Genomic DNA, 22,322 nt, shown 5'->3' with positions numbered 1-22,322 from the left:
ATTAAATCTAGACTTTTTTAGGATACTTAACTGCTACATAAATTACAGAAATCAAAATCAATAATGACAAAATTGTCAATACGATAAAATCAATTTTTGCACCAGTAAGTGTATTAATAAAATTACTATTAGTCCCGCTTGTAATAGCAACTGCCGAAATTACAACCGACAAGACATTAGTTCCTAATGAACCCGCATACTGCTGCATCATACTGAATAAAGAATTTTGATCAGACTTTTTACGTCCATGAACTTGCATACTGCCATCAGATAGTAATGTACCAAATCCGAAGTTAAAACCAATTCGTACAACTGAATACAAAATGATTATTAAAATAAAAGATAGCTTATCACTAAAAATAAAGAATAATGCGGTTCCAGCAGTAACTAGCAAACCACTTAAGATTGTCGGGATTTTTGGACCTTTGTTATCATATATTGAACCAGCAATTGGTCCAACTAACGCACCTAACAATGATCCTGGTAGAAGCATTATACCGGCATGACTAGTATCTAAATTTAGTACATTCTGAGCAAAAATAGGCAGTAAAAATGACAGCCCAATATTAATAAATTGTAATCCAAAATATCCAAATAATCTCAATCTTAAAATCGAATTTTTCAAAATAGAAAAGTCAATCAATTGACGTGTTGTTTTCGAATTGTACCAAATGAAAATAAAAAACAAAACCAAGGTAATAAATATCCAAGTAAAAAATTGACTAGATATCCAACCGTGGTTACCAGCTTGATCAAAAGTAAACAAAATCATCGAAAAAATAATGGCTAATCCAGTAACACTTAAATAATCAAACTTAACATCTTTAACTCCACGCACATTCCCACGGATTGTGGTCCATCCCAAAATTGCGACAATAATAATTAGCGGAATTATTCCCATAAAAATTGAACGCCAGGACCAAATCCCACTAACAACTCCTCCATAGGTTGGTCCTAATGCTGGTGCCAACGAAATTATAATGCTTGCAAACCCAGTATAAATTCCAATTTGTGTTCCTGGAACTTCTTCAAAAATTAAATCAAACATCAACGGTGTCGATAATCCTGCTGATACTGCTTGTAGCAGACGACCAATCAACAAAACCGGAAAGTTTGGAGCAAGTAAACAAATTATGGATCCAACAAAACAAAATGTAACTGCAAAAATAAATATTTTTAAAGGTCTAAATCTTTTTAATACATATGCTGTGGTACTCATAATAATAGTTGTCAGTAACAAATATCCAGTTGTTAGCCACTGAACCACGCCAAGGCTTACATTCAAATCTTTTGTCAAAGTCGGAAACGTAACATTCATCGACGTTTCAGTCAAAATACTAATAAATGACAACAATCCGACGGCCAGTATGGATAACTTAATACGTGTACTTACTTCTTTTTGCACATCAATTCCTCACTTCTACTACTATCAAACAAATAAAAAGAGATATCGCTAAATCAACGATATCTCCGTTACAGTTATCAAAATTTAAATTCAGATTTATAAATCTAAAGCAAATCCTACTTTAATCTTATTCTCGAAATTTGTCAAAATCCGCATTAATAATTATTCAACCAAAACGCCCTTCTTGTAAATCTGTTTATCAGTTTGTGCCACAGCTTCAACACTTTCTAATGGATTTTCATCTAATACTAGAAAGTCTGCAAATTTACCATTTTCTAGGCTTCCATATTCATCATCAATTCTTAATAATTCGGCAGCATATTTTGTTGTACCTAATAGCGCCTGATATGGGCTGATTCCTAAACCTGTAAATAACGATAGTTCATCAGTAGTACCATGAACAAATCCATTGAATGGTGTACCTGCGTCGGTTCCAACAACAATTTTAACTCCCTTATCAAATGCCATTTTAATATTTTTGAAGAAGTCATCTTTTACTATATTGTTCTTTTTTATCATATAATCAGGAATTTTACCGACACCATATCTATCTATACTTGCACAAGCATTCAAAGTTGGAACTAGAAAAACATTATTTTGTTTCATAAATTCTGCCTGTTGCTCATCAACATAAATACCGTGCTCGATTGAATCCACCCCGGCTTCAAGGGAAATTTGAATACCACGATTACCCTGAGCATGTGATGCAACCGTCATATGTTTTGTATGCGCCTCTTCAACAGCCACCGCCATTTCGCCTTCAGTTAACTCAGTATCGTCTACCTGGTCAGTCGAAGACATAACACCACCAGTTGCCATAACCTTTATATTTTTTGCGCCGAGCTTAAAATTTTCACGAACAGCCTTTCGCATTTCATCTTTAGAATCAATCAAATGCCCCATAGAGGTCTCTCCACTAAGGCCCTCAGTAAAATCACCATGCCCACCTGTCATAGTCATTGGACGTCCAGAAGGTAAAATTTCCGTTCCCTTTAGCTGACCCTCTAATTGTAATCTTGCAAGCTTTATATCAACGTTGAATGCACATCCGCAATCTCTAATATATGTAACACCTGCGTGCAATAAGGTATTCAAATTTTTCAAAGCAGTAAAAGTAATTTCAGCTTCTGATAAATATTCTAATTTATTAGATGTAGGATTCATCATCAAATGGGTGTGGGCATTAATCAGTCCAGGCATAACATATTTTCCTTCAAGATTAACCACACAATTATCTACTTTACCAGGTGTTCCAACACCAACATCCGTAAGTTTTCCCTTTTCATCAACAGACATATAACTGTTATCAATAATTTTGTTATCAGTACCATTAAATAACTTTAAATTTACAAATGTTGTCATTTTAAACAAACCTTTCTTTTTTTAGAATACTTTTACGCCTTTCTTGTATACTGACTTATCTGTTTGTTGAACCGCTCTAACATCTGCTACTGGATCATCATTAAGTACCAAGAAATCAGCAACTTTCCCCTTTTTCAAAGTTCCATATTTATCATCAATACCTAATAACTTGGCACTATTTTGGGATGATGCAAATAAGGCCTGAGTATTTGTAGCTCCAACTTTTGTTAGCAGTTCAAGTTCATATGGAACATCCTTGAATCCATTAAATGGTGTACCAGCATCAGTTCCTAAAGTAATCTTTACTCCTGCTTTGATAGCAACCCCAATACGTTTGAAGAATGTATCTATAAATGAATTTGCCTTATCAATCATGTATTGTGGGAGCTTTCCTTCACCATATTCTGGAATTGTATATGCTGCAATTAACGTTGGCGTGAGATATGTGCCCTGCTTTAACATCAATTGAATATCTTCATCAGTAATATATGAGCCATGTTCTACTGAATCAACTCCAGCAACAATTGCATTATGAATACCATTAGCACCTTCCGCATGTGCTGCAACCGTCATGTGCTTTGAATGTGCTTCTTCAACGGCCACCGCAATTTCTGACTCAGTCAGCTCTGTGTCATCAATTTGATCAGTGGCTGACATAACTCCGCCGGTTGCCATAACTTTTATATTTTTTGCACCTAATTTGAATTCTTGACGGACGGCTTTTCTCATCTCATCTTCAGAGTCAACTAAATTTCCCCAAGTTGTTTCGCCATTTAATCCTTCAGTGAAATCCCCATGACCACCAGTCATACTCATTGGACGCCCAGATGGAATAATCTCTGTACCATCCAATTGACCTTCAGCTTGTAATTTAGCAAGCTTTATATCTACATCGAATGCACATCCACAATCTCTAATATACGTGACACCAGTCTTTAGCAACTCCTTCAAATTTTGTAATGCCGTAAATGTAACTTCCGCTTCAGAAAGATAGTTAAGCTTATTAGAAATGGGATTCATCATAATGTGTGTGTGCGCGTTGATCAACCCAGGCATCACATACTTATCTTCCAAATCGACAACTTTGTCAGACTTTGGTGTGTCAGCACCAAATCCAAGATCTGTAATTTCTCCTTTTTCACTATCTACAACGAACCAAGCGTCGTTTTGAATTTCGGGTGTCTCACCATCAAAAAGTTTAAAATTCTTATACATTGTCTCTGTCCTAATCATGCCTCCCAAATTGTTGGTTAAAATATTAGGATTATTTCTAATTAATGTCAACGATAAATTAATTTTTATGATATACATATAAAATGGAATTCTTGTCGTTTAACGGCGTTTCTGCCATATATAAAGGTAAAATTAACATTAACTGTTGACACTAAGATTAGAAAAGATTAAATTTGTTTCTAATCTTTATCTAAGATTTATCATTAATTTACAGGGGGGATTTATTTATGGAATACATTATTGCTTTTACTATTGTCATGGTATTCATGCTCATTGGTGACTGGGTATCAGCTGCCACTAAGGCATTTATACCATCTATCTTCATCACAGCGGTTTTATTCACTATTGGATTTTGGACAATTCTTCCAAGGGATATTGTTGCAAAAGCATCGTTTAACACATCGTTTATTGGAATTGGTATTTCATTGTTACTTGTCCACCTTGGTACTCTTATGAGTCTTAAAGAACTATTGAATCAATGGAAAGCAGTATGTATTGCAATTCTTGGAGTCATCGGCACATTAATTCTCACACTCACGGTTGGAACTTTGATATTTGATTGGCATACTGTCGTTGCAGCAATACCGCCATTAACTGGTGGACTAGTTGCTGCACTACTTATGACTAATGGCCTAAAAGCGGCTGGAATCACTTCATTAGTCGCATTACCCGTATCAATGTTTATCTTACATTCTTTCATAGGTTATCCACTTACGTCTTTACTATTACGAAAAGAAGGTCATAGACTGGCTGAGGAATTTCGTAGCGGTAAAGGTAAAATTGATATAAATGCTCCTAAAATGACTAGTGTGGGAGCATCTCTTGATACCAATAAGCGCATTCTTAACCTACCAGAACAATATCAATCACCAATTTTCATTATTGTAAGAGTCTCACTAATAGCTTTGCTTGGAAATTGGATCGCAGGATTAATGAATGGCGCAATTAACGCTAATGTTATTTGTCTAATCTTAGGAGTTATTGCCCATCAAATTGGATTTTTGGAAGACAATGCATTAACGCGTGCCGGTGTGTTCAACTGGCTAATGTATGGCTTACTCGCATATATCTTTGCACAATTAAGTCTAACTACACCAAACATCATCGCAGGAATTATCGTTCAAATTCTTACATTAATTGTACTTGGAATTCTAGGAATGTTTTTAGCTTCATTTGCTTTGGCAAAACCATTCGGTATGAGCAGAGCTATGGCCTTTGCCTGTTCATTAACTGCATTATTTGGATTCCCCGCAGACTTCATTTTAACAACTGAGATTTGTCACACTGTTGCTAAAAATGACAAAGAAGAGGAATACCTAACTCAAAATATGTTGCCTAAGATGTTGGTCGGAGGGTTTGCCACCGTATCAATGGCATCTGTCATTATTGCATCTGTCTTTTTGAAATTAATTTAAACTAATTAAAAAAATAGGGAATACCGTATTTATGAAGTACCTTAAAAGGTTTAGACAAAAATCTAACACTTATGAGGCATTTCACTAACGGTATTCCCTATTTCTAATCATCTAATATTTTTTCATTAGAATTTCTCACGTACACATACATATAACCTATCAACATTATTAAACAAGTAATTAAAACAAACAATGGCAAACTCTTGATAGTTCCATTATGCATAACACTAGTAACATAAGTTAATATACTAACAATCAAATAATATCCAAAACTGAATATTCCACTGGCACTTCCAATGATACTCTCATAGCCCTTTAATGCTAAATTCAATGCAATTGGTAAGGTTGTATTCAACCCAACAAATACCATAAAGAAACCAATTACAACAAGCACAGATGTATCAAACTGTAGACTAAAAATCAACAATACACTAGCTAAAACACTGAATAGCAAGCCACCAATTGCAATTAATTCAGGTTTAAGGAAATTAACTAAGTAGTTAACTAAGATTGCTCCAATTATACTAGCCAAAGCAAGACTCATCCCTAAACTGCCATATTGAACAGAAGTATATCCAAAATGATCGATAAATATAAACGGTGCTTCTGAATAGTATCCGAATAAAATTCCATTTATTCCACCAATCAAAAACCCATATGACCAAACTACCGGATCTTTTACAAGAATTAAGGTAACTTTAATTAATGAAATATTTTCAGTTGAATCAACAACTCGTGTTTCAGGCAATCTGTAAAATGAGTACAAAAATACCAAAATGGCGACAACAATCAAAACACTGAACACACTTCTATAGCCAAAATAAGTTTCGACCAATCCACCGATCAATGGACCGAATGCTGGAGACAGTGCCATCGCTGCTCCAACCTTTGAAAACACCTTAGAGCCTGTTATACCACTGAAACTTTCTCTCATAATTGTTTGAGTTACAACTGAACCAACACTTGCCCCAAACGCTTGAATAAATCGCGACAACAATAAAAAATTAATCTCAGGACTTATTAGTAAGCTGACATTTCCTATCAAATAAACGACAATACCCCACAACATTGCGGGTCGGCGTCCAATTTTATCCGAAAGTTGACCCCAAAACAAAACTCCTATTGCAAATGCTACAAAATAGATACTCATTGTTAATTGTGCGGTTGATGCATTAACTCTCAAATTGCTACTAATACTTGGTAATACTGGCGTAAAAATAGACTCACTTATTTGTGGGAATCCTACTAATACGATAATTAATAATATTGATGGTACTTTTTTACGGACGTTCTTCATTTTTCTCTCCTAAAATATTAATCTGCAGAAAAACGTCCTTTTCCGTTTGCTGGGACACAAACCATGATGTTACAAATGTCCACAGTATTCACCTAATTTCTTTGTATTCTGAGTTGTATGATACTTGAATACTTTATTTTTAGCAAATTTAGATAAAAAATAGCGACCATCAAATTAGTGACAGTCGCTACTATTTATTAATTATTGTTGATTAGGGTTCAAGGTACTCAATACTTGTTCATAGGCATTTTCATACTTTTGAACATCTCCGGCACCCATAAAGATAATAACAGCATTATGGTAATCCAATAATGGTGACATATCTTCAAGTGCTAGAACCTGTCCACCCTTATGAATCTTGTCACCTAAGTCTTTACTTGTAATATCTCCATGCTTCTCACGAATTGAGCCAAAGATATTAGTTAAATAAACTTTGTCAGCAAGATCTAATGATTTAGCAAAATCATCCATTAGAGCCAATGTTCTAGTGTATGTATGTGGTTGGAAAACAGCTATAACTTCACGGTCAGGATATTTTTGTCTGGCAGCATCAATAGTTGCTTTAATCTCTTGTGGATGATGAGCATAGTCATCAATAATGACCATATCAGAAACTTTCTTCTCACTGAAACGTCTCTTAACACCACCGAATGTTTGTAATTCTTTGTTGATCAATGCGTGATCAAGGTTCTCCATATGACCAACACCAATTACTGCTAATGAATTAAGAACGTTGTGTTCACCATACAATGGAATTTCAAAATTACCAATGTTTTCGCCCTTTATAGAAACATCAAATGATGATCCTTTAACAGTTCTCTTAATGTTTGTAGCACGAATATCATCAGATTCATCCAAACCATAATAATAGATTGGCACATCAGCCTTGATAGACTTGGCATGCTTATCTTCACCCCAGATGAAGATACCCTTCTTAGTTTTACGTGATTCTGATTCAAAGGCATCAACAACATCATTAATACCTCCGAAGAAATAATCAGGGTGATCAAAGTCAATGTTTGTAATAATCAAGTAATCTGGTGAATAATCTAAGAAGTGACGACGATATTCATCGGCTTCAAAAACAAAGAATTTTGCATCTTTTTCACCTTTACCAGTACCATCACCGATTAAGTATGATGTCTTAGCGATACCACTTAATGTATGTGCCAATAAACCGGTTGTACTAGTTTTACCATGTGATCCAGCAATACCAATAGATGTATATTGTGAAACCAACTTACCAACCATTTGTGGATAAGTTACAACTGGTAAATGCAAATCATTAGCTTTTTTAATTTCTACTTGATCATCATCAAAGGCATTACCTTTGATAATTGTTAAACCTTCGTGAATATTATTTTCATCAAAAGGTAAAATTTTAATACCTGCTTGCTCAAGGCCTCTTTGAGTAAATGTATATTTATCAATATCTGAACCTTGAACTTCATATCCTAAATCTTTTAAGATGAGTGCCAATGCACTCATTCCTGTACCTTTAATACCAACAAAATGATAGACTGTTTTTTCCATAATTACTCCTAATTGAACATCTTTTCTGCTTTTTCAAAATTGAATGCCTGTCCAGCAGCACCTTCGTCAAGAACTAAAATACCACGTTTCTTTGGTGCATTTGGAATTCCCAGCTCTTTAGCTGAACAAATCATTCCATAGCTATCAACTCCACGTAGTTCACCTGGCCAGATTTCACTACCTGTGGGCATAACTGCACCTGGTAATGCTACTACAACTAACTGTCCTTGTTCAATGTTTGGTGCACCACAAACGATTTGGACTGGCTTATCTAAGCCAACATTAGTTTGTGTGATATGCAAATGGTCTGAATCAGGATGTTCTGTCATTTCATCAACATGTCCAATTACAAATTTTGGCTTATCGTCAACTTCTAGTGTATCCGAAAAACCTGCTGCAGAAATCTTTTGGTTAAGAATTGCAACTTGATCCGCATTAAGGAATACTTGTCCCTTAGCGTTTAATTCAAGCTCTTTAGCTAAACCAAAAAAATTGAAACCAATGGCTTCATTAGTTTCATCATTATAAATTCTTACAACACTATCTTTTTTGTCTGTTGCTTGTGTAACACCAGCATCATCAGCCAGCTCTACGATTAAGACGTCACCTAAGACATCTGGATTATAAAAACTTAATAGCATTATTTCCTCACTCAAATTATTTATTTACTACAGAATTAATAAAGGTCTCAACTTCTTCTTTAGTTTTACGATCTTTATTTACTAGTCTACCAATTTCTTTTCCATTTTCAATGATAACAAAGCTTGGAATTCCCATAATGTCCAATTCTTGAGCAATTTCCATATTATTATCACGATTAAAGCTAATCCACTCAAAGTCTGAATATTCAGATTCTAGCCCTGGTAATTTAGGTTCAATAAACTTACAATCTGGGCACCAATCTGCATGGAAGAATAAAATAAACTTACCTTCCTTAGTCACTTCGTGCCAATCTTTTGTTTCATAATCTTCAAAATTTTTCATAATTTATATCACCTCTCATTATTAAGATACTTTTTCTTACTCAACGGGTCAATTTAAATGTTCTTAGCTAGGGAATTAATATATAATAGTGTTAATATATGATTAAAACAAACATCAAGGAGTGATTTTATTATGAGTAAAAAAGGTATCGGTTCAGTACTAGTTGCTGGTACAGCACTTGTTGCAGGAGCAGCTGCTACAGTTTTAGTAAAGCATCACCTAGATAGTGAAAAGATCATTGCTAAAGTTAAATCCGTTCTTGGCGAAGACAGTAAGGTTATCGGCTCATGGGTTGAGCCTTTCTATCAACGCGTAAATGTTAATGGTCAAGCTTCATGGGGTATCGTCGGTGGCGTTACAACAATGGACGACTTCGACGTAGCTCAATATCACTTTATCGCCGATGCAGTTACTGGCGAATTGCTTAACATCAAAAAGGTACAATAACAATCAATCAATATTAATTGAAATGGGCTTTCAGGTAATTAATCCTGAAGCCTTTTTTTGAGAATTTTTGTTCATATTCAGTTTCGATGTTACTTGAATTCAATTCTTCATCATTGTGAAGATCCAGAGAAATCTCATCAAACTTCATTCCAAAGTTATTCATACTTATAAGTGAGTACTCAAACAAACCTTGATTGTCAGTCTTAAATTGAATTTCACCATCATCTTTTAATACATACTTGTACTGTTCCAAAAATGACTTATAAGTAAGACGACGTTTTTCATGACGAGTCTTTGGCCATGGATCAGAGAAGTTCAAGTACATACCGGTTATTTCGCCTTCAGCGAACAAATCAGTTAAATTAGCACCGTTAGCTAATAATAATTGCAAGTTGGGAAGTTTATTCTCAACTTGTTTTTTTAGTAATAAGGCAATAGCCCCCTCTTGGACTTCCATTGCAATATAATTATTTTGTGGATTTTGTTTGGCCAATTCAGTTATGAATCCACCTTTGCCAGAACCCAATTCAAGAAATAATGGTTGTGGCTTTTCAAATCTATCTTGCCATTTACCAGCCATATTCTCAGGTTGAACAGCAATCAAATCCAAATTGTCATTGATCATGTCTTTTGCCCAAGGTTTGTTTCTAAGTCTCATAAATTCTAATACACTCCGTTATCTAAATATTTTTTAAGTTGTCTAGGCATATAAAAGTAACCGACAAATAATAATACCGCAAGTCCAGCAACAATAATAATTAAACTATTAACACTTATTCCAAATTTATAAGCAATTGCGATAGCACTAATAATCCATTGGACGCAAAGTACAAGTACACTCAACTTTGTAAAATCATTAATCTTATCACTGCCACTGACAGGATAAAGTCTTTGCATCATGTTCAACATTACATCTTTAAAGTATGGCTTCAATTGGAAACCGACTAAGTATATAAACAACATTTCTACAATCAAAGAAATATAGAAATTATCAATCAAGGCTAACATAATAGCTTGAATAATAGTTAAACGCATAAATAATCCAATATATTCATTATTTCTAACAAAACCACGAGCAAATAAGTATAAATAAGTATTATTCTGAACAGGTTTAATTGGGTTGAACAAAAAATCTAACCACTTGCGACGTTTAATTTTGCTATTAACACCAGGTACATCCGTAAACAAATTATAAAATCTTTTTACCCTAAACATTCTTTGGTTTTCATCAGCAATAGCCTGTTGCCATTGCAGTTGTCCGGATTCACAAATTTGTTTATTCTTTATTTGCATACTGACAAATACTATTAGACCAATCAATAAACTGGCCCAACTAAACCAATATACAGATACGATCAATGTAACTATTAATAATATATTTAATATTAATTTCAAATTTAGCCCTGATACTTGCTCCCTGCCATACATCTTAAACATTTCACCGTTGAGAAATGCTAACTTAAAAAATACTAACCCTATGGCAATCAAACAAATATCAAGAATGCTCAAACCCGCGCCGGTAAAAGCAAATGGCGATAACAAGAAGCTAACAACAACTATTGCTACTACTGGCAACATAATGCTGTAATTAAACGCCGATTTGAAATACTGATAAAATTCTTTTTCTTTTACCAATAAAAATGTACTATCTGGTTCCTCTAACAAAGTAGCTATTTTACCGATTTGAGTTACCAACAGTAAAATTAAAATAACTGCCGGTTTACCCAATAACAATTCGTGCCTTATAGTACCTAAGAAATTGGAATACCAAAAACCTAGTGCACCTATCAAAACAATAAATGCCAACACAAAATTGTCGTTAAAGATTAATCTTAAATACTTAAATTGATTTATCTGATGTCTTCTTAATCTATCTTTCCAAAGTTTTTTCATTAGAGATCCTCATTTGACATCTTAATGTAGATATCATCAAGATTGGCATCTTTCATATCAAACTTATCCTTTAATTGATCTAACGTACCATCTGCACGAACTTGACCGTGATTAATTAAAACAAACTTATCAGCATGATCTTGCACTGTGGATAGGATGTGAGTCGACATCAAAACTGAACATCCAGCTTGTTTCTTAGCCTCCACTATATTCAATAAATCATTGACGGCAAGAGGGTCCAAACCTGTAAATGGTTCATCAATAATAAATAATCTTGCATCGGTCATGAAGGCACAAACAATCATAACTTTCTGTTTCATCCCTTTTGAAAAGTTTTGTGGAAACCAGTCTAATTTATTATCAAGTCTAAACGTTTTTAATAATTTATTTGCGTTTTTCCAAGTTTCCTCTCGATCAAGCCCATAGGCCATAATCGTCATTTCAATGTGTTCTTTTAAAGTCAATTCAGGATATAAAATTGGCATTTCGGGAACATATGCAATTTTTTTGCGGTATGCCTCAACGTTATCGTGAAGACTCATACCATCAATCAAAATTTGCCCACCACGAGGTGTCAATAGGCCAATAATATGTTTAATAGTCGTTGATTTACCAGCACCATTAAGACCAATTAGACCAACTACTTGACCATCTTCAACCGTAAATGTTTCTTTTTTTAATACCGAAACCTGACCGTATCCTCCGGTCAATTCTTTTATTTCTAAAGTCATGGATAAACCACCTATTATTCTGTTTTTACTATCTTAGATATGATAGCATGTTAATTAATATTAGTGTTTTTTGAAAGGAGATTTTTATATGGACGATTGCATTTTTTGCAAAATAATTAATAATGAAATTCCTAGTACCACAATTTACGAAGATGATGACATTAAGGCATTCTTCGATATTTCTCAGGTGACTCCTGGCCACACATTGGTGGTACCTAAGAAACATGTTAAAAATATTTTCGAATACGACGAGGAATTAGCTCAAAAGGTATTCAAAAAAATTCCTATGATTGCTCGTGCCATCAAAGACTCTAATCCTGATATTATCGGCATGAATATTTGCCAAAACAATGGCGAGATTGCATATCAAAGCGTTATGCACTCACATTTCCATCTCGTACCTCGTTACTCAAAAGACGATGATTTCTCAATGATTTGGGGAGACAACACTGGAAAAGCTTCTAGCGACGAACTACAAGCCCGTGCTGACAAGATTAAACAACACTTGGAGGACTAATAATGAAATTTTTTAGCGGTTTTATCATTGGTGCAATGTCAGGTGTTGCATTGGAAATATTTCAATCACAAAAAAATACATCTACAGATAATAGTACCAACTTATTCCACAATATAAAAGATTTAAAAGATACATTAGTTGAACTAAAAGACAATGCGTCTATCGTTCCCGAAGTAGTGTCTGGACTTCAATCTGATATAACAAATTATGCTCAAGATATAGCTCCAGATGTTGAAAATTTGAAATCTTCAGTTTCAGAAATGAAAGATAATTTAGAAAAATTCCAAGAAATAAGTGACTAAAATATGAATTTTTTATGATTTTTTCATCAATAATTTAACTATTTCAGTTATTTTATGGTAATCTTTTCAATTGAAGACATATTAAATAAGGATGTGTAAAGGATGAACAAACGTTTGACAAAATGGGTCTTGGCTTTAGCCGGCCTATTGATGGTAACAGTTGTTGCTGGTTGTTCTGGTAATAAAACTGTTGCTACATTAAAGGGTGGAAGAATTACTGAAGAAGAATATTACAAGGAAATGAAGAGTTCTTCAACAGGTAAACAAACACTTCAAACTATGATCATTACCAAAGCTCTAGAAAACCAATATGGTAAAGATGTTTCTAGTAAACAAGTTGACAAGGAATACAACAAGTACAAGAGCCAATATGGTTCTTCATTCAGTTCTATTCTTCAACAAAATGGTATGACTACAGCTCAATTTAAGAAGAACATTCGTACTAACCTTCTAACAAAGGTTGCTTTGAAGAAGAACAAGTCAGTTTCAAATGCTCAACTTAAAAAAGAATGGAAATCATATCAACCTAAGATCACTGTTTCTCAAATCTTAGTTGCTAAGAAAGATACAGCTACAGATATTATTTCAAAACTTCAAAATGGTGAAGACTTCGCAAAACTTGCTAAGAAGTATTCAACAGACAATGCTACAAAGAACAATGGTGGTAAGATGGAAGCCTTTGACAATGACAGTACAAGTGTTGATTCAGACTTCAAGACAGCCGCATACAAGCTAGAAAAAGTCGGAGACTACTCTTCAGAACCAGTTAAAACTAGTTATGGTTACAGCATCATCAAGCTTGATAAGAAGCCTTCTAAGGGTAAGATGAGTGACCACACTGCAGAACTTAAATCTAAGATTTATGCTAGTTGGATGCAAGATTCAACAGTAATGCAAAAGGTTATTTCTAAAGTATTGAAGAAGTCAGATGTATCTATCAAAGATAGCGATTTGAAAGATGTTCTTTCAGGTTACGTTTCATCAAATTCTTCATCAAAAAAGTAAATAATAATTAAAAAGGATTCGATTTTTAAAATCGGATCCTTTTTTTGTATACAAATTTAACTATGTTTATAAAACGAACGATTATCTAACCCAAAAATACGCTCAGAAAACTTACCATTCTCGGTTTTATCTAAAGCTTTAGTGATCATATTGATACTTGCATCCATCTCATCAATATTATGAAGTACTTCAGCTTCAAGTAACTTAGGCCTTTCTGGTGAACCATATTCAAGCAACCCATGATGTGATAGAACCATGTGTCTGAGCAAAATCATATCCTCAGATTCCAAGTTAATATTCATATCTTGAGCCGCTTTTACGATTTCTTCGTCAATAATTGTAATATGACCTAACATATTTCCCTCAAAAGTATATTCAATATCAAGTCCACCAGATAATTCAATTGTTTTACCTAGATCATGCAAACAAGCCCCTGCAATAAGTAAGGCACGGTTTATTTGTGGATATTGATCTGAAATCTTTTGTGCTAAACGTACCATGCTTAAAGTATGATATGCCAGCCCACCTTGGAAATCGTGGTGATTGCTCTTTGCTGCTGCACTAACAAAAAATCTATCATGATACTTTTTAAATAAATATCTAACAATTCGATTCCAAGCACCATTAGTTATCTCCAAAAAGATATCCTCAAACTCATTTTCCATATCTACACGTTTGATTGGTGCCGTCTGTACAAATTGCGACATATCTACCGTTGATGCATCCAAAACACCAAGACGGTTAATAATCACCTGAGGCTTACCTTGGTAAACATCTCTTTTACCATCTAATTGGACCACCGTCCCGACCTTATAAGTTTCAGCATCCTCTTCCTTGGCATCCCAATACTTACCAGGAATCTGTCCTGACTTATCTTCGAAAACCAATGATAAAAAGTTTTTACCATTCTTTGCTAATCGAAAATCTGATTTTTTAATAATCGCTTCAAGACTCATCGGTTCACCATTTTTATAGTCTATGATTTTTTGAGCCATAACTTACCTCCTCCAAATTAATAATATGATCATCAGGTAAATCTGAATTTAAGTTAGCTGTAACATAAATCACTTGATTATCAGCAGCAACTTCCTTTATTAATTCAAAAATACTATTTGTTCTTATTCTATCAAAGTCCACAAAGGCATCGTCAATTAATATTGGCAAATCTATTAAATCTGATATTTCAATTACAAATGCTAATCTTAACGAAATATATAATTGAACTGTAGTTGCCTTAGAAAGTTCGTGAACATCAAATTTCATTCTATCCCGTCTAGTTAATACTAATTTATTCTCATTAAATAAAATATCTACATAGTTTCCATCGGTCAGCACATTGAAGTAATGGGTCGCTCGTTTTAGCATCTTTGGATAACGATTTTCAGTTGCTAAATCCAACATCGAATGAATCCATCTACTGGCCAATTTATCTGCTAACCATTCATCATATAACTCAATCATATCATTTTCATTTTGAGCTAAATCATCTGTGACTTTTTGATACGCAGTATTATCAAAAATTTGATTCTGTCTAGTTTTTAAGGAACCGACTTGACGATTTAATTCATCATTTTTCTTATACAACAAATTCAATTGATAGATAACCTGATCTAATTGATTTTGTAAATCATCGTTATTATCATAATTTTTTAAGTCTTCAATATCGTCGCCAAGTATAGATTTATCCTGTTCCAGTTTATTGATGACACCTTGCTTTTGTAGTTGTTCACTATGTATTTGCATAAAATCATCTAATGCATCAACTTCATATTTAGACAAAATAATATTTAAACTTTCCTGCAAATGATCTATCTTAGAAAAATTATCTTGTTGCAACTTTTTATGTTCTAAATTACTTTTACGTATTAATGCAGATTTAGTATTAATAGAATCTAATTTAGAAAAATACTGTTCAATATTTGTTGCTAAGTCATCAGGAATTTCCAATAAGTGAAATGCATTAATTTGTTCCTTCCACTGGTCTAAATTAATTTCTGTATTATTTAATAAATCTTCTAGGCGACTCTGATCATTTTGCAAATCCTTAAGTTGTCTAATTGTATTTTGAAGTGCCTGTATTCTGCTTATGGATAAACCACTGTACCCTTTTAAATCAATAAATGATGGAGAATTATTATCAACAACTGGTCTTTCTTTTTGTTGATGCCATGCATATAAAATTCCCACTACAAAAACTAATCCTGCACCGATCCTCATCGGCCCAGACATAAATGTTGCTAATACAAGTGCCACTATGGACACTCCAATAACGGGCCAATTTAGATTTTGATCATCTTTATTTTCAGAATCATTATTTGCTAATTGGCTTAATTCAGAATCCGTCAACAATTGCATGTGATCATTTAAATCACGGTTTGATGCATATAGACTATCTATTTTTGCATCATTATCACTTAATTGCTGATTAATATTTCCTTTTTGAAACTGTAAATTACGTATTGTCTCTTTTTGTGCATTCAAATAATCCAAATCATCTTTGTTATTATGATAGAAATCCAAAAATTCTTGATCATCGTCAGACAAAGTGACAGAAGTGGATCTTACCGTATTTTGCTGCAATGTTTTCAATTCCTGATCAAGTTTCAAACTCTTATCCCAATCATCACGAGAAATAACCTTGTTTAAACTGACATCTACTTGCGATAAATCTCGGTAAGAAGCATAACGAGGCCATTTTTCACTTAAACTATTCAATCTATCACGTTGTTTTGATAGTACTCTTTCTCTTTTAATATTTTCTTTATATTCATTTTGTGTATTTTCTAAATCTGAGTCGATACTTTTGTAGGCAATTTGTTGATTTTCAAACTCTGATTTACGTTTTAATAGCTTATTTCTAGAATCTATGCATTCTATCAATGGTTGTTTGCGCCCACGTGGCTTATAAATCTCCTCACTGGCCTGTTCTAGAGTATCTGCACTAGTTAACCACTCTTTACTTCCAACAGCTCCTACGGCCATAATCTCGGTTTCTAATTGTTCTTCATTAAGTTTATAAACTGACATAATACTACTGTCATCTAAAACATGGCTATTTTCAAAATCCTCTTTGGAAAATCCCTTAGTTATCTCGGTAATCAACGAACTGGGCATTTCCTGATTACCTCTAAAGATTGTTACTTCTCCTCCATTTTTACCATCAACTCGTCTTAGGGTCCAAATAATGTCATGTTTGTCAATAAAATGTAATTCTCCGCCATAATTACCACCATTTTTTGGTTTATATTGTTGAAATTTTTCATCCCCACGAGCAGATGCAAAACCAAACAATATACTTTTTATAAATGTTAATAACGTTGTTTTACCGGCTTCATTGTATCCATATATAATCTGATAATCTTTATTAAATTCCCACTCGACATCGGACCACTTACCGAAGCCATATATTTTAACTTTAGTTAATTTCACGATCAGTCTCCGATGTATTTTTTATTAATTGTATTTTGAGTTATTTCCTTAATATGATTTAAAAAATCTGGATCATTTATGTGATCTCGAATTACTTGTTCACCAAATAATCTAGTATCCATATCTTTAATATCATCTAATTTAAAGACTGAATTTGCACTTTCATCCCAGTATTTTTGATCTATTTCAACCAACTTAGACTCACGATTGAATTTCAAATAAACTTTATACAAGACAACATTGGTATTTCCTTTAGAAAAATGATTTAAAATTTCATTACGTTCAATCGATTTTATCATGTCCTTATTCAGACTTTGAGCATTATTAATTGTCAAAGTAATCAAGTATCTATCATGATACTTAGCAAATGAATCCATCAAATTAGTTATTTTATTGAACAAATCTTCCAATCTATCATCCTTGCTTGCGTCTATCATTTCTGATTTCCAGACAAAGACTGAACTATGAATAAACTTACAATTAGTTATTTTGTTTTCATAGCTTACAAGATAAAATCCTTTTGTTTCCAACTCATTTTGATTACGACCTTGAGTATCTCCAGGATAAATAATCATCGGATTTCCATGTAGTATTTCACGTTTATGAATATGTCCTAATGCCCAGTAATCATATCCCTTAGTCAATAATTCATTAACGGTGAATGGAGCATAATTCCCATCACCAATTCCAGCATGAAGAATACCAATTTGGTAATCAAAATCACCTCGAGTTGGGTAAGTAGCTACCATATCAGTATTAATATGATTTTGATAATAGCTAAAACCTGATATACCAACATTTAATCCATCTCTGGTTTGTATTCTTACGGTAGATACTTCTTTTGAAAATACAGTGACATTGTTTGGAAAATCCATTACAGAAAAATTATTGCGATAATAGTCGTGATTTCCATACACCATATAAACTTGAATATTATTTTGATTGAGCTTTTCGAACCAATTTTTTAAGTACATCTGTGCTGATAAGGTACGTTCAGTATTATCAAATGTATCACCAGCAAGAATAACAAAATCAACTTTTTCTTTAATTGCGGTATCAAAAACTCTATCTGCTGCTGTATAAGTTGATTTTTTTAGCTTATTTTGCAACTCTTCTGAAAAATCACTAATACTAACAAATGGTGTATCTAGGTGCAGGTCAGCTGCATGTATAAATTTCATTAAGTCTCCTCTTTACAAAAAGGAGCCGGGACATTAACTGTCTCAGCTACTTTTTAATAATTAACAATTATTTATTATCTTGATAGATTTCTGCAATTGGTTTAGAAATGATTTTATTCAATTCTTCCATCATAGAATTCATCTTTTGTTCCTTATCCATCAAGTTCTTGATTTCATCATAGTTTTGAAGTTGATCTGTCAATTGACGCATTCCTTCGATATCGTCATCAGTAATTTCTTGACCTTGCATTTGTTTTTGTTGAAGTTCAAATTGTTTATTTTGAACTTTATCAAAAAGTTTAAATGCTAAGTCATTAGCCTTAACAGCTTCAAAAGCAAGCTTGAGATCAGCTACTTCTGTTGTCTTTCTCAAATCTTGTTCTAGTTGGTTGGCGCTATCATAAATATTCATACAGTCCTCCTACTGACCAAAAAAATTCTTAACATCATTATACCATTCCGAGGCCTTGTCTTTAATGCTATTTACACCATCTTGGAAAGATTTAACAATATCGTTGTTTCCACTGCTACCATCATCGTCATTATCTTCATTAGCAATTGTGGCTGCATCCTTAACACCAAAATCCGTTTGATCTGTATATGGTAATATACCGGTCATTTCACTCTTAAATAATGATGCAACTCCATTCTCACTAACTCCATATAAGAAGTGATTCTTGTCAGTCCTATCAAAACCGATCCAACTAGCAACAACAACATCAGGAGTGTAACCTATCATCCACTGATCCTTAGTTCCTGCATAACCATATGAATCTGGAACTTCAGTACTACCGGTCTTACCGGCAATTTTATAACCACTAGGTTTAGCAGTTTTACCAGTTCCTTCGTTATAGACCCCAAGCATCATGCTAGTCATTTCTTTAGCTGTATCTTTACTGATAATTTGTTTAGTTGAATTACTTGTATTATCTACAACAACTGTACCCGTAGAGTCGACAATTTTACGAATGAAATGAGTATCGGATAGCTTACCTTCATTTGCAAAAGCCGTATATGCACGAGCCATCTGCATTGGCGAGACACCTGTTTCCAAGCCACCTAATGCTAAGGCTAGGTTTTGATCGTTCTTATGAACTTTTATACCAAAATTCTCAACTGATGAAACACCTTTTTTAACTCCAATTTTATCTAACAAAGCAACAGCTGGAACATTCTCACTCTGTGCCAAAGCTTTATACATAGGAATTTCGTCTTGATACAAACCATCAGCATTCGTTGGCGTATATTTGTTTTTACCAAAACTGGTAATTTGATCAGGCAATGGTGAGTCATAACTATATCCATTTTCTATTGCCGGAGTATAAACAGCTAATGGCTTGATAGTTGATCCGGGTTGGCGATTCATTTGCGTAGCACGATTAAATCCTCTAAAGGTATGCTCTCCACGACCACCAACAACGGCTAGAACTCCACCATTGGATGGATTAACAGCAATTGAAGCACCTTGAACTTCAGTGCCATCAGCTGCATTATTAGGGAATAAGTAATTATTATCAAATGAGTTTTCCATTGATCTCTGAATACTTTGATCCAGAGTAGTATAAATCTTATATCCTTTATTCAAAATATCATCTTCACTGATACCATACTTGTCAACTGCTTCAGCAATTACAGAATCAAAGAAATATGGATACTTATATGAATTACCACCATCATAATTATTACTTAATGTAATCGGCTGATTCTTGTAGTAACTAGCCTGAGAAGATGTTAATTTATTGTTATCAACCATCAACCCTAAGACCAAGTTACGACGTGCTTTAGCATTATCCATATTATCAATCGGATTATACATCGTTGAACCCTTCAAAGTACCTGCCAAAACGGCTGCTTCCCCAGCGTTCAATTCACTGGCACTTTTACCGAAGTATCTTTCTGAAGCATCTTGGACACCCCAGACACCATTTCCAAAATAAGCATTGTTTAAATACATGGCTAGAATCGTCTTTTTAGAGTAAACACGATTTATTTCAATTGATAAGAACAATTCTTCACCTTTACGCCATAGAGTCTGCTTTTGCGTCAATAAGGCATTCTTAGCCAATTGTTGTGTTAAAGTACTACCTCCACCAGTAATTCTGTGGTAAACCAAATATCCTAATGCTGATCTAGCATATCCCTTTATACTAAATCCTGGATTCGTCCAAAAAGTCCTATCTTCCGTAGATATGACCGCATTTTGAATGTTTTCCGAAATCTTATCTAAACTTACATATGTTCCCTTACTGGCATACAATTCACCAGCATCATCATTATCCTTATCTAACACCGTAGTTTTTGTTTGCAACGATGACTTAAGATCCTCAACATTTGCTGTTTTAGCTTGATAAGTCCAATACGTACTTAAAACTAAAACTAACATTAGGAATAACAAGAGTAGCCAACGTGTAAGTTGGAACCTTCGCCAGTATTTCCTAATAAAAGCCCAAGCAATTTGTAATTTTGGTTTTAACCAATCCCAAAAACCATTATTATTATTCATTGTTAATACCTCTGCTATAAAGGTAAATTTTATCACATTATTGCTATGTTTTTGAAATACAATAACAAACTTAAGGAGACATTAAATAATGTATCGCCGTCAAATCAAGTATCTGAATCAAAATAAACAAGATATTACAATTCGAGAATTGTTAAAAAAGTGGCTAATTCCTAAAAAATGGCAACATTTTTTTAGGATTCAAAAGGATGTTCTAATTAATGGTAAATATCATCCCTTCAATACAATAGTCAAGAATGATGATGTAATAACCTTAAATTTTGATTTTCCACCTAGATCAAAAAATCAAACATATTTGCCAGGTAATCGCAATATTAACGTTTGTTATGAAGACAAAGACATTATCGTGGTTAATAAACAAGCGGGTATAAAATCACACCCCAATTTACCAACTGAAAATGATTCTTTAATGAATGACGTCGAATCATATCTTGCACCTAACGAACATCCTTATATGGTTCATCGTATCGATAAAGATACCAGCGGGTTAATGCTCATAGCTAAAACTCCATATCTAGTTCCGATTTTAGATAGACAGTTAAGTACTAAACTATTGCATCGAGAATACCTTGCAATAGTCAAATTGAACCAACCATTGACCGAATCTTCTGGAACTATCGATATCCCTATTGGAAACGATCCTGAAGATAAACGTAAACGTATGACTCGCCCAGATGGGCAAAATGCTATCACAAAATATAATGTCATAAAACAAAATAAAAAATATGCTTTATTAAGACTAAACCTATTAACGGGACGTACACATCAGCTAAGAGTGCATCTAAGTAGTAAAAATTGGCCAATAGTTAACGATTTACTCTACAATCCTGAGCCAAAAAATGGTAATCTATTGTTGTTCGCTCATGAATTAAATTTTATTACGCCATTTTCAGATGACATTCTGACGGTTGAAGCCGATCTTCCCGACTTTATGACCGACTTCATCACTAATGAGTTTTGAGCGACAAGAAGTTTTAGGAGTGATTTTTTGGCTCTTTGTCAAATAGTATTGATGAATGATTTTTGGCCTATGGGCATCCTCAATGAGGATGCCTATTTTTATGCAC

Annotated in this window: 21 protein-coding genes; 6 read left to right on the top strand and 15 right to left on the bottom strand. The window is 33.8% G+C overall.

Annotation, left to right across the window (positions count from 1 at the left end; all coding sequences use genetic code 11):
* Window positions 1-7: 7 nt before the first annotated feature.
* The 3 genes from EKM79_RS07745 to EKM79_RS07735 form a co-directional block, all read right to left on the bottom strand.
* Window positions 8-1,411 (bottom strand): MFS transporter, encoded by a 1,404-nt coding sequence (locus EKM79_RS07745; RefSeq protein ID WP_164506043.1) that lies wholly within the window; start codon window positions 1,409-1,411, stop codon window positions 8-10.
* 156 nt (window positions 1,412-1,567) lie between these two features.
* Window positions 1,568-2,767, bottom strand: a complete 1,200-nt coding sequence (locus EKM79_RS07740) for a metal-dependent hydrolase family protein (protein ID WP_125567567.1) — start codon at window positions 2,765-2,767, stop codon at window positions 1,568-1,570.
* Between the two features lie 21 nt (window positions 2,768-2,788).
* On the bottom strand, window positions 2,789-4,000 hold the full coding sequence (locus tag EKM79_RS07735) for a metal-dependent hydrolase family protein (protein WP_125567565.1): 1,212 nt from the start codon (window positions 3,998-4,000) through the stop codon (window positions 2,789-2,791).
* Window positions 4,001-4,227: 227 nt separating this feature from the next.
* Here EKM79_RS07735 and EKM79_RS07730 point away from each other — a divergent pair, with 227 nt between their 5' ends.
* Window positions 4,228-5,415, top strand: a complete 1,188-nt coding sequence (locus EKM79_RS07730; protein WP_125567563.1) for a hypothetical protein — start codon at window positions 4,228-4,230, stop codon at window positions 5,413-5,415.
* 103 nt (window positions 5,416-5,518) lie between these two features.
* Here the strand turns inward: EKM79_RS07730 and EKM79_RS07725 are convergent, their stop codons facing one another.
* The 4 genes from EKM79_RS07725 to EKM79_RS07710 form a co-directional block, all read right to left on the bottom strand.
* The gene (locus EKM79_RS07725; protein WP_125567561.1) at window positions 5,519-6,712 is read right to left on the bottom strand and encodes a multidrug effflux MFS transporter; all 1,194 of its coding nucleotides are present in this window, start codon (window positions 6,710-6,712) and stop codon (window positions 5,519-5,521) included.
* A gap of 201 nt (window positions 6,713-6,913) precedes the next feature.
* Window positions 6,914-8,245 carry a UDP-N-acetylmuramate--L-alanine ligase gene (murC, locus tag EKM79_RS07720; RefSeq protein ID WP_125567559.1) on the bottom strand — a complete coding sequence of 444 codons (1,332 nt, stop codon included), beginning with the start codon at window positions 8,243-8,245 and terminating at the stop codon, window positions 6,914-6,916.
* Window positions 8,246-8,253: 8 nt separating this feature from the next.
* Window positions 8,254-8,886 (bottom strand): YtpR family tRNA-binding protein, encoded by a 633-nt coding sequence (gene ytpR, locus EKM79_RS07715; protein ID WP_125567557.1) that lies wholly within the window; start codon window positions 8,884-8,886, stop codon window positions 8,254-8,256.
* Window positions 8,887-8,902: 16 nt separating this feature from the next.
* Entirely contained in the window at window positions 8,903-9,229 is a 327-nt protein-coding gene (locus EKM79_RS07710) for a thioredoxin family protein (protein WP_125567555.1), read from the bottom strand.
* Window positions 9,230-9,361: 132 nt separating this feature from the next.
* Here EKM79_RS07710 and EKM79_RS07705 point away from each other — a divergent pair, with 132 nt between their 5' ends.
* The gene (locus EKM79_RS07705; RefSeq protein WP_025024871.1) at window positions 9,362-9,676 is read left to right on the top strand and encodes a hypothetical protein; all 315 of its coding nucleotides are present in this window, start codon (window positions 9,362-9,364) and stop codon (window positions 9,674-9,676) included.
* 13 nt (window positions 9,677-9,689) lie between these two features.
* Here EKM79_RS07705 and trmB read toward each other — a convergent pair whose 3' ends face one another.
* Genes trmB through EKM79_RS07690 form a run of 3 tightly spaced genes read right to left on the bottom strand, consistent with a single transcriptional unit; the run spans window position 9,690 to window position 12,300 of the window.
* Window positions 9,690-10,334: a tRNA (guanosine(46)-N7)-methyltransferase TrmB gene (gene trmB / locus EKM79_RS07700; protein WP_125567553.1), complete on the bottom strand. Its 645-nt coding sequence runs from the start codon at window positions 10,332-10,334 to the stop codon at window positions 9,690-9,692.
* Window positions 10,335-10,339: 5 nt separating this feature from the next.
* Window positions 10,340-11,569 (bottom strand): ABC transporter permease, encoded by a 1,230-nt coding sequence (locus tag EKM79_RS07695; protein WP_125567551.1) that lies wholly within the window; start codon window positions 11,567-11,569, stop codon window positions 10,340-10,342.
* On the bottom strand, window positions 11,569-12,300 hold the full coding sequence (locus tag EKM79_RS07690; protein ID WP_125567549.1) for an ABC transporter ATP-binding protein: 732 nt from the start codon (window positions 12,298-12,300) through the stop codon (window positions 11,569-11,571). Before EKM79_RS07690 ends, EKM79_RS07695 begins: the two co-directional genes overlap by 1 nt.
* An 88-nt stretch (window positions 12,301-12,388) precedes the next feature.
* Between EKM79_RS07690 and EKM79_RS07685 the strand changes: the two genes are divergently transcribed.
* The 3 genes from EKM79_RS07685 (at window position 12,389) to EKM79_RS07675 (ending at window position 14,124) form a co-directional block, all read left to right on the top strand.
* A complete protein-coding gene (locus EKM79_RS07685; RefSeq protein WP_125567547.1) occupies window positions 12,389-12,817 on the top strand; it encodes an HIT family protein in 429 nt (142 codons plus the stop codon).
* 2 nt (window positions 12,818-12,819) lie between these two features.
* Window positions 12,820-13,119, top strand: a complete 300-nt coding sequence (locus EKM79_RS07680) for a YtxH domain-containing protein (protein ID WP_125567545.1) — start codon at window positions 12,820-12,822, stop codon at window positions 13,117-13,119.
* A gap of 102 nt (window positions 13,120-13,221) precedes the next feature.
* A complete protein-coding gene (locus EKM79_RS07675) occupies window positions 13,222-14,124 on the top strand; it encodes a peptidylprolyl isomerase PrsA (RefSeq protein ID WP_125567543.1) in 903 nt (300 codons plus the stop codon).
* A 56-nt stretch (window positions 14,125-14,180) separates the two neighbouring features.
* Here the strand turns inward: EKM79_RS07675 and EKM79_RS07670 are convergent, their stop codons facing one another.
* The 5 genes from EKM79_RS07670 to EKM79_RS07650 form a co-directional block, all read right to left on the bottom strand.
* On the bottom strand, window positions 14,181-15,119 hold the full coding sequence (locus tag EKM79_RS07670) for a 3'-5' exoribonuclease YhaM family protein (RefSeq protein WP_125567541.1): 939 nt from the start codon (window positions 15,117-15,119) through the stop codon (window positions 14,181-14,183).
* Window positions 15,094-17,553, bottom strand: coding sequence for an ATP-binding protein (locus tag EKM79_RS07665; RefSeq protein WP_164506042.1), 2,460 nt, complete (start codon window positions 17,551-17,553; stop codon window positions 15,094-15,096). Before EKM79_RS07665 ends, EKM79_RS07670 begins: the two co-directional genes overlap by 26 nt.
* 2 nt (window positions 17,554-17,555) lie before the next feature.
* Window positions 17,556-18,734: a metallophosphoesterase family protein gene (locus tag EKM79_RS07660; RefSeq protein WP_125567537.1), complete on the bottom strand. Its 1,179-nt coding sequence runs from the start codon at window positions 18,732-18,734 to the stop codon at window positions 17,556-17,558.
* A gap of 67 nt (window positions 18,735-18,801) precedes the next feature.
* Complete coding sequence (locus EKM79_RS07655; protein WP_125567535.1) at window positions 18,802-19,146, bottom strand: YlbF family regulator; 345 nt, start codon at window positions 19,144-19,146, stop codon at window positions 18,802-18,804.
* Between the two features lie 9 nt (window positions 19,147-19,155).
* Window positions 19,156-21,237 (bottom strand): PBP1A family penicillin-binding protein, encoded by a 2,082-nt coding sequence (locus EKM79_RS07650; RefSeq protein ID WP_125567533.1) that lies wholly within the window; start codon window positions 21,235-21,237, stop codon window positions 19,156-19,158.
* Window positions 21,238-21,325: 88 nt separating this feature from the next.
* Here EKM79_RS07650 and EKM79_RS07645 point away from each other — a divergent pair, with 88 nt between their 5' ends.
* A complete protein-coding gene (locus EKM79_RS07645; RefSeq protein WP_125567531.1) occupies window positions 21,326-22,216 on the top strand; it encodes an RluA family pseudouridine synthase in 891 nt (296 codons plus the stop codon).
* Window positions 22,217-22,322: the final 106 nt, after the last annotated feature.

Origin of the sequence: Companilactobacillus insicii, from assembly GCF_003946015.1 — a bacterium.
Taxonomy (GTDB): domain Bacteria; phylum Bacillota; class Bacilli; order Lactobacillales; family Lactobacillaceae; genus Companilactobacillus; species Companilactobacillus insicii.
This window is presented reverse-complemented; position numbering and strand designations above follow the sequence as displayed.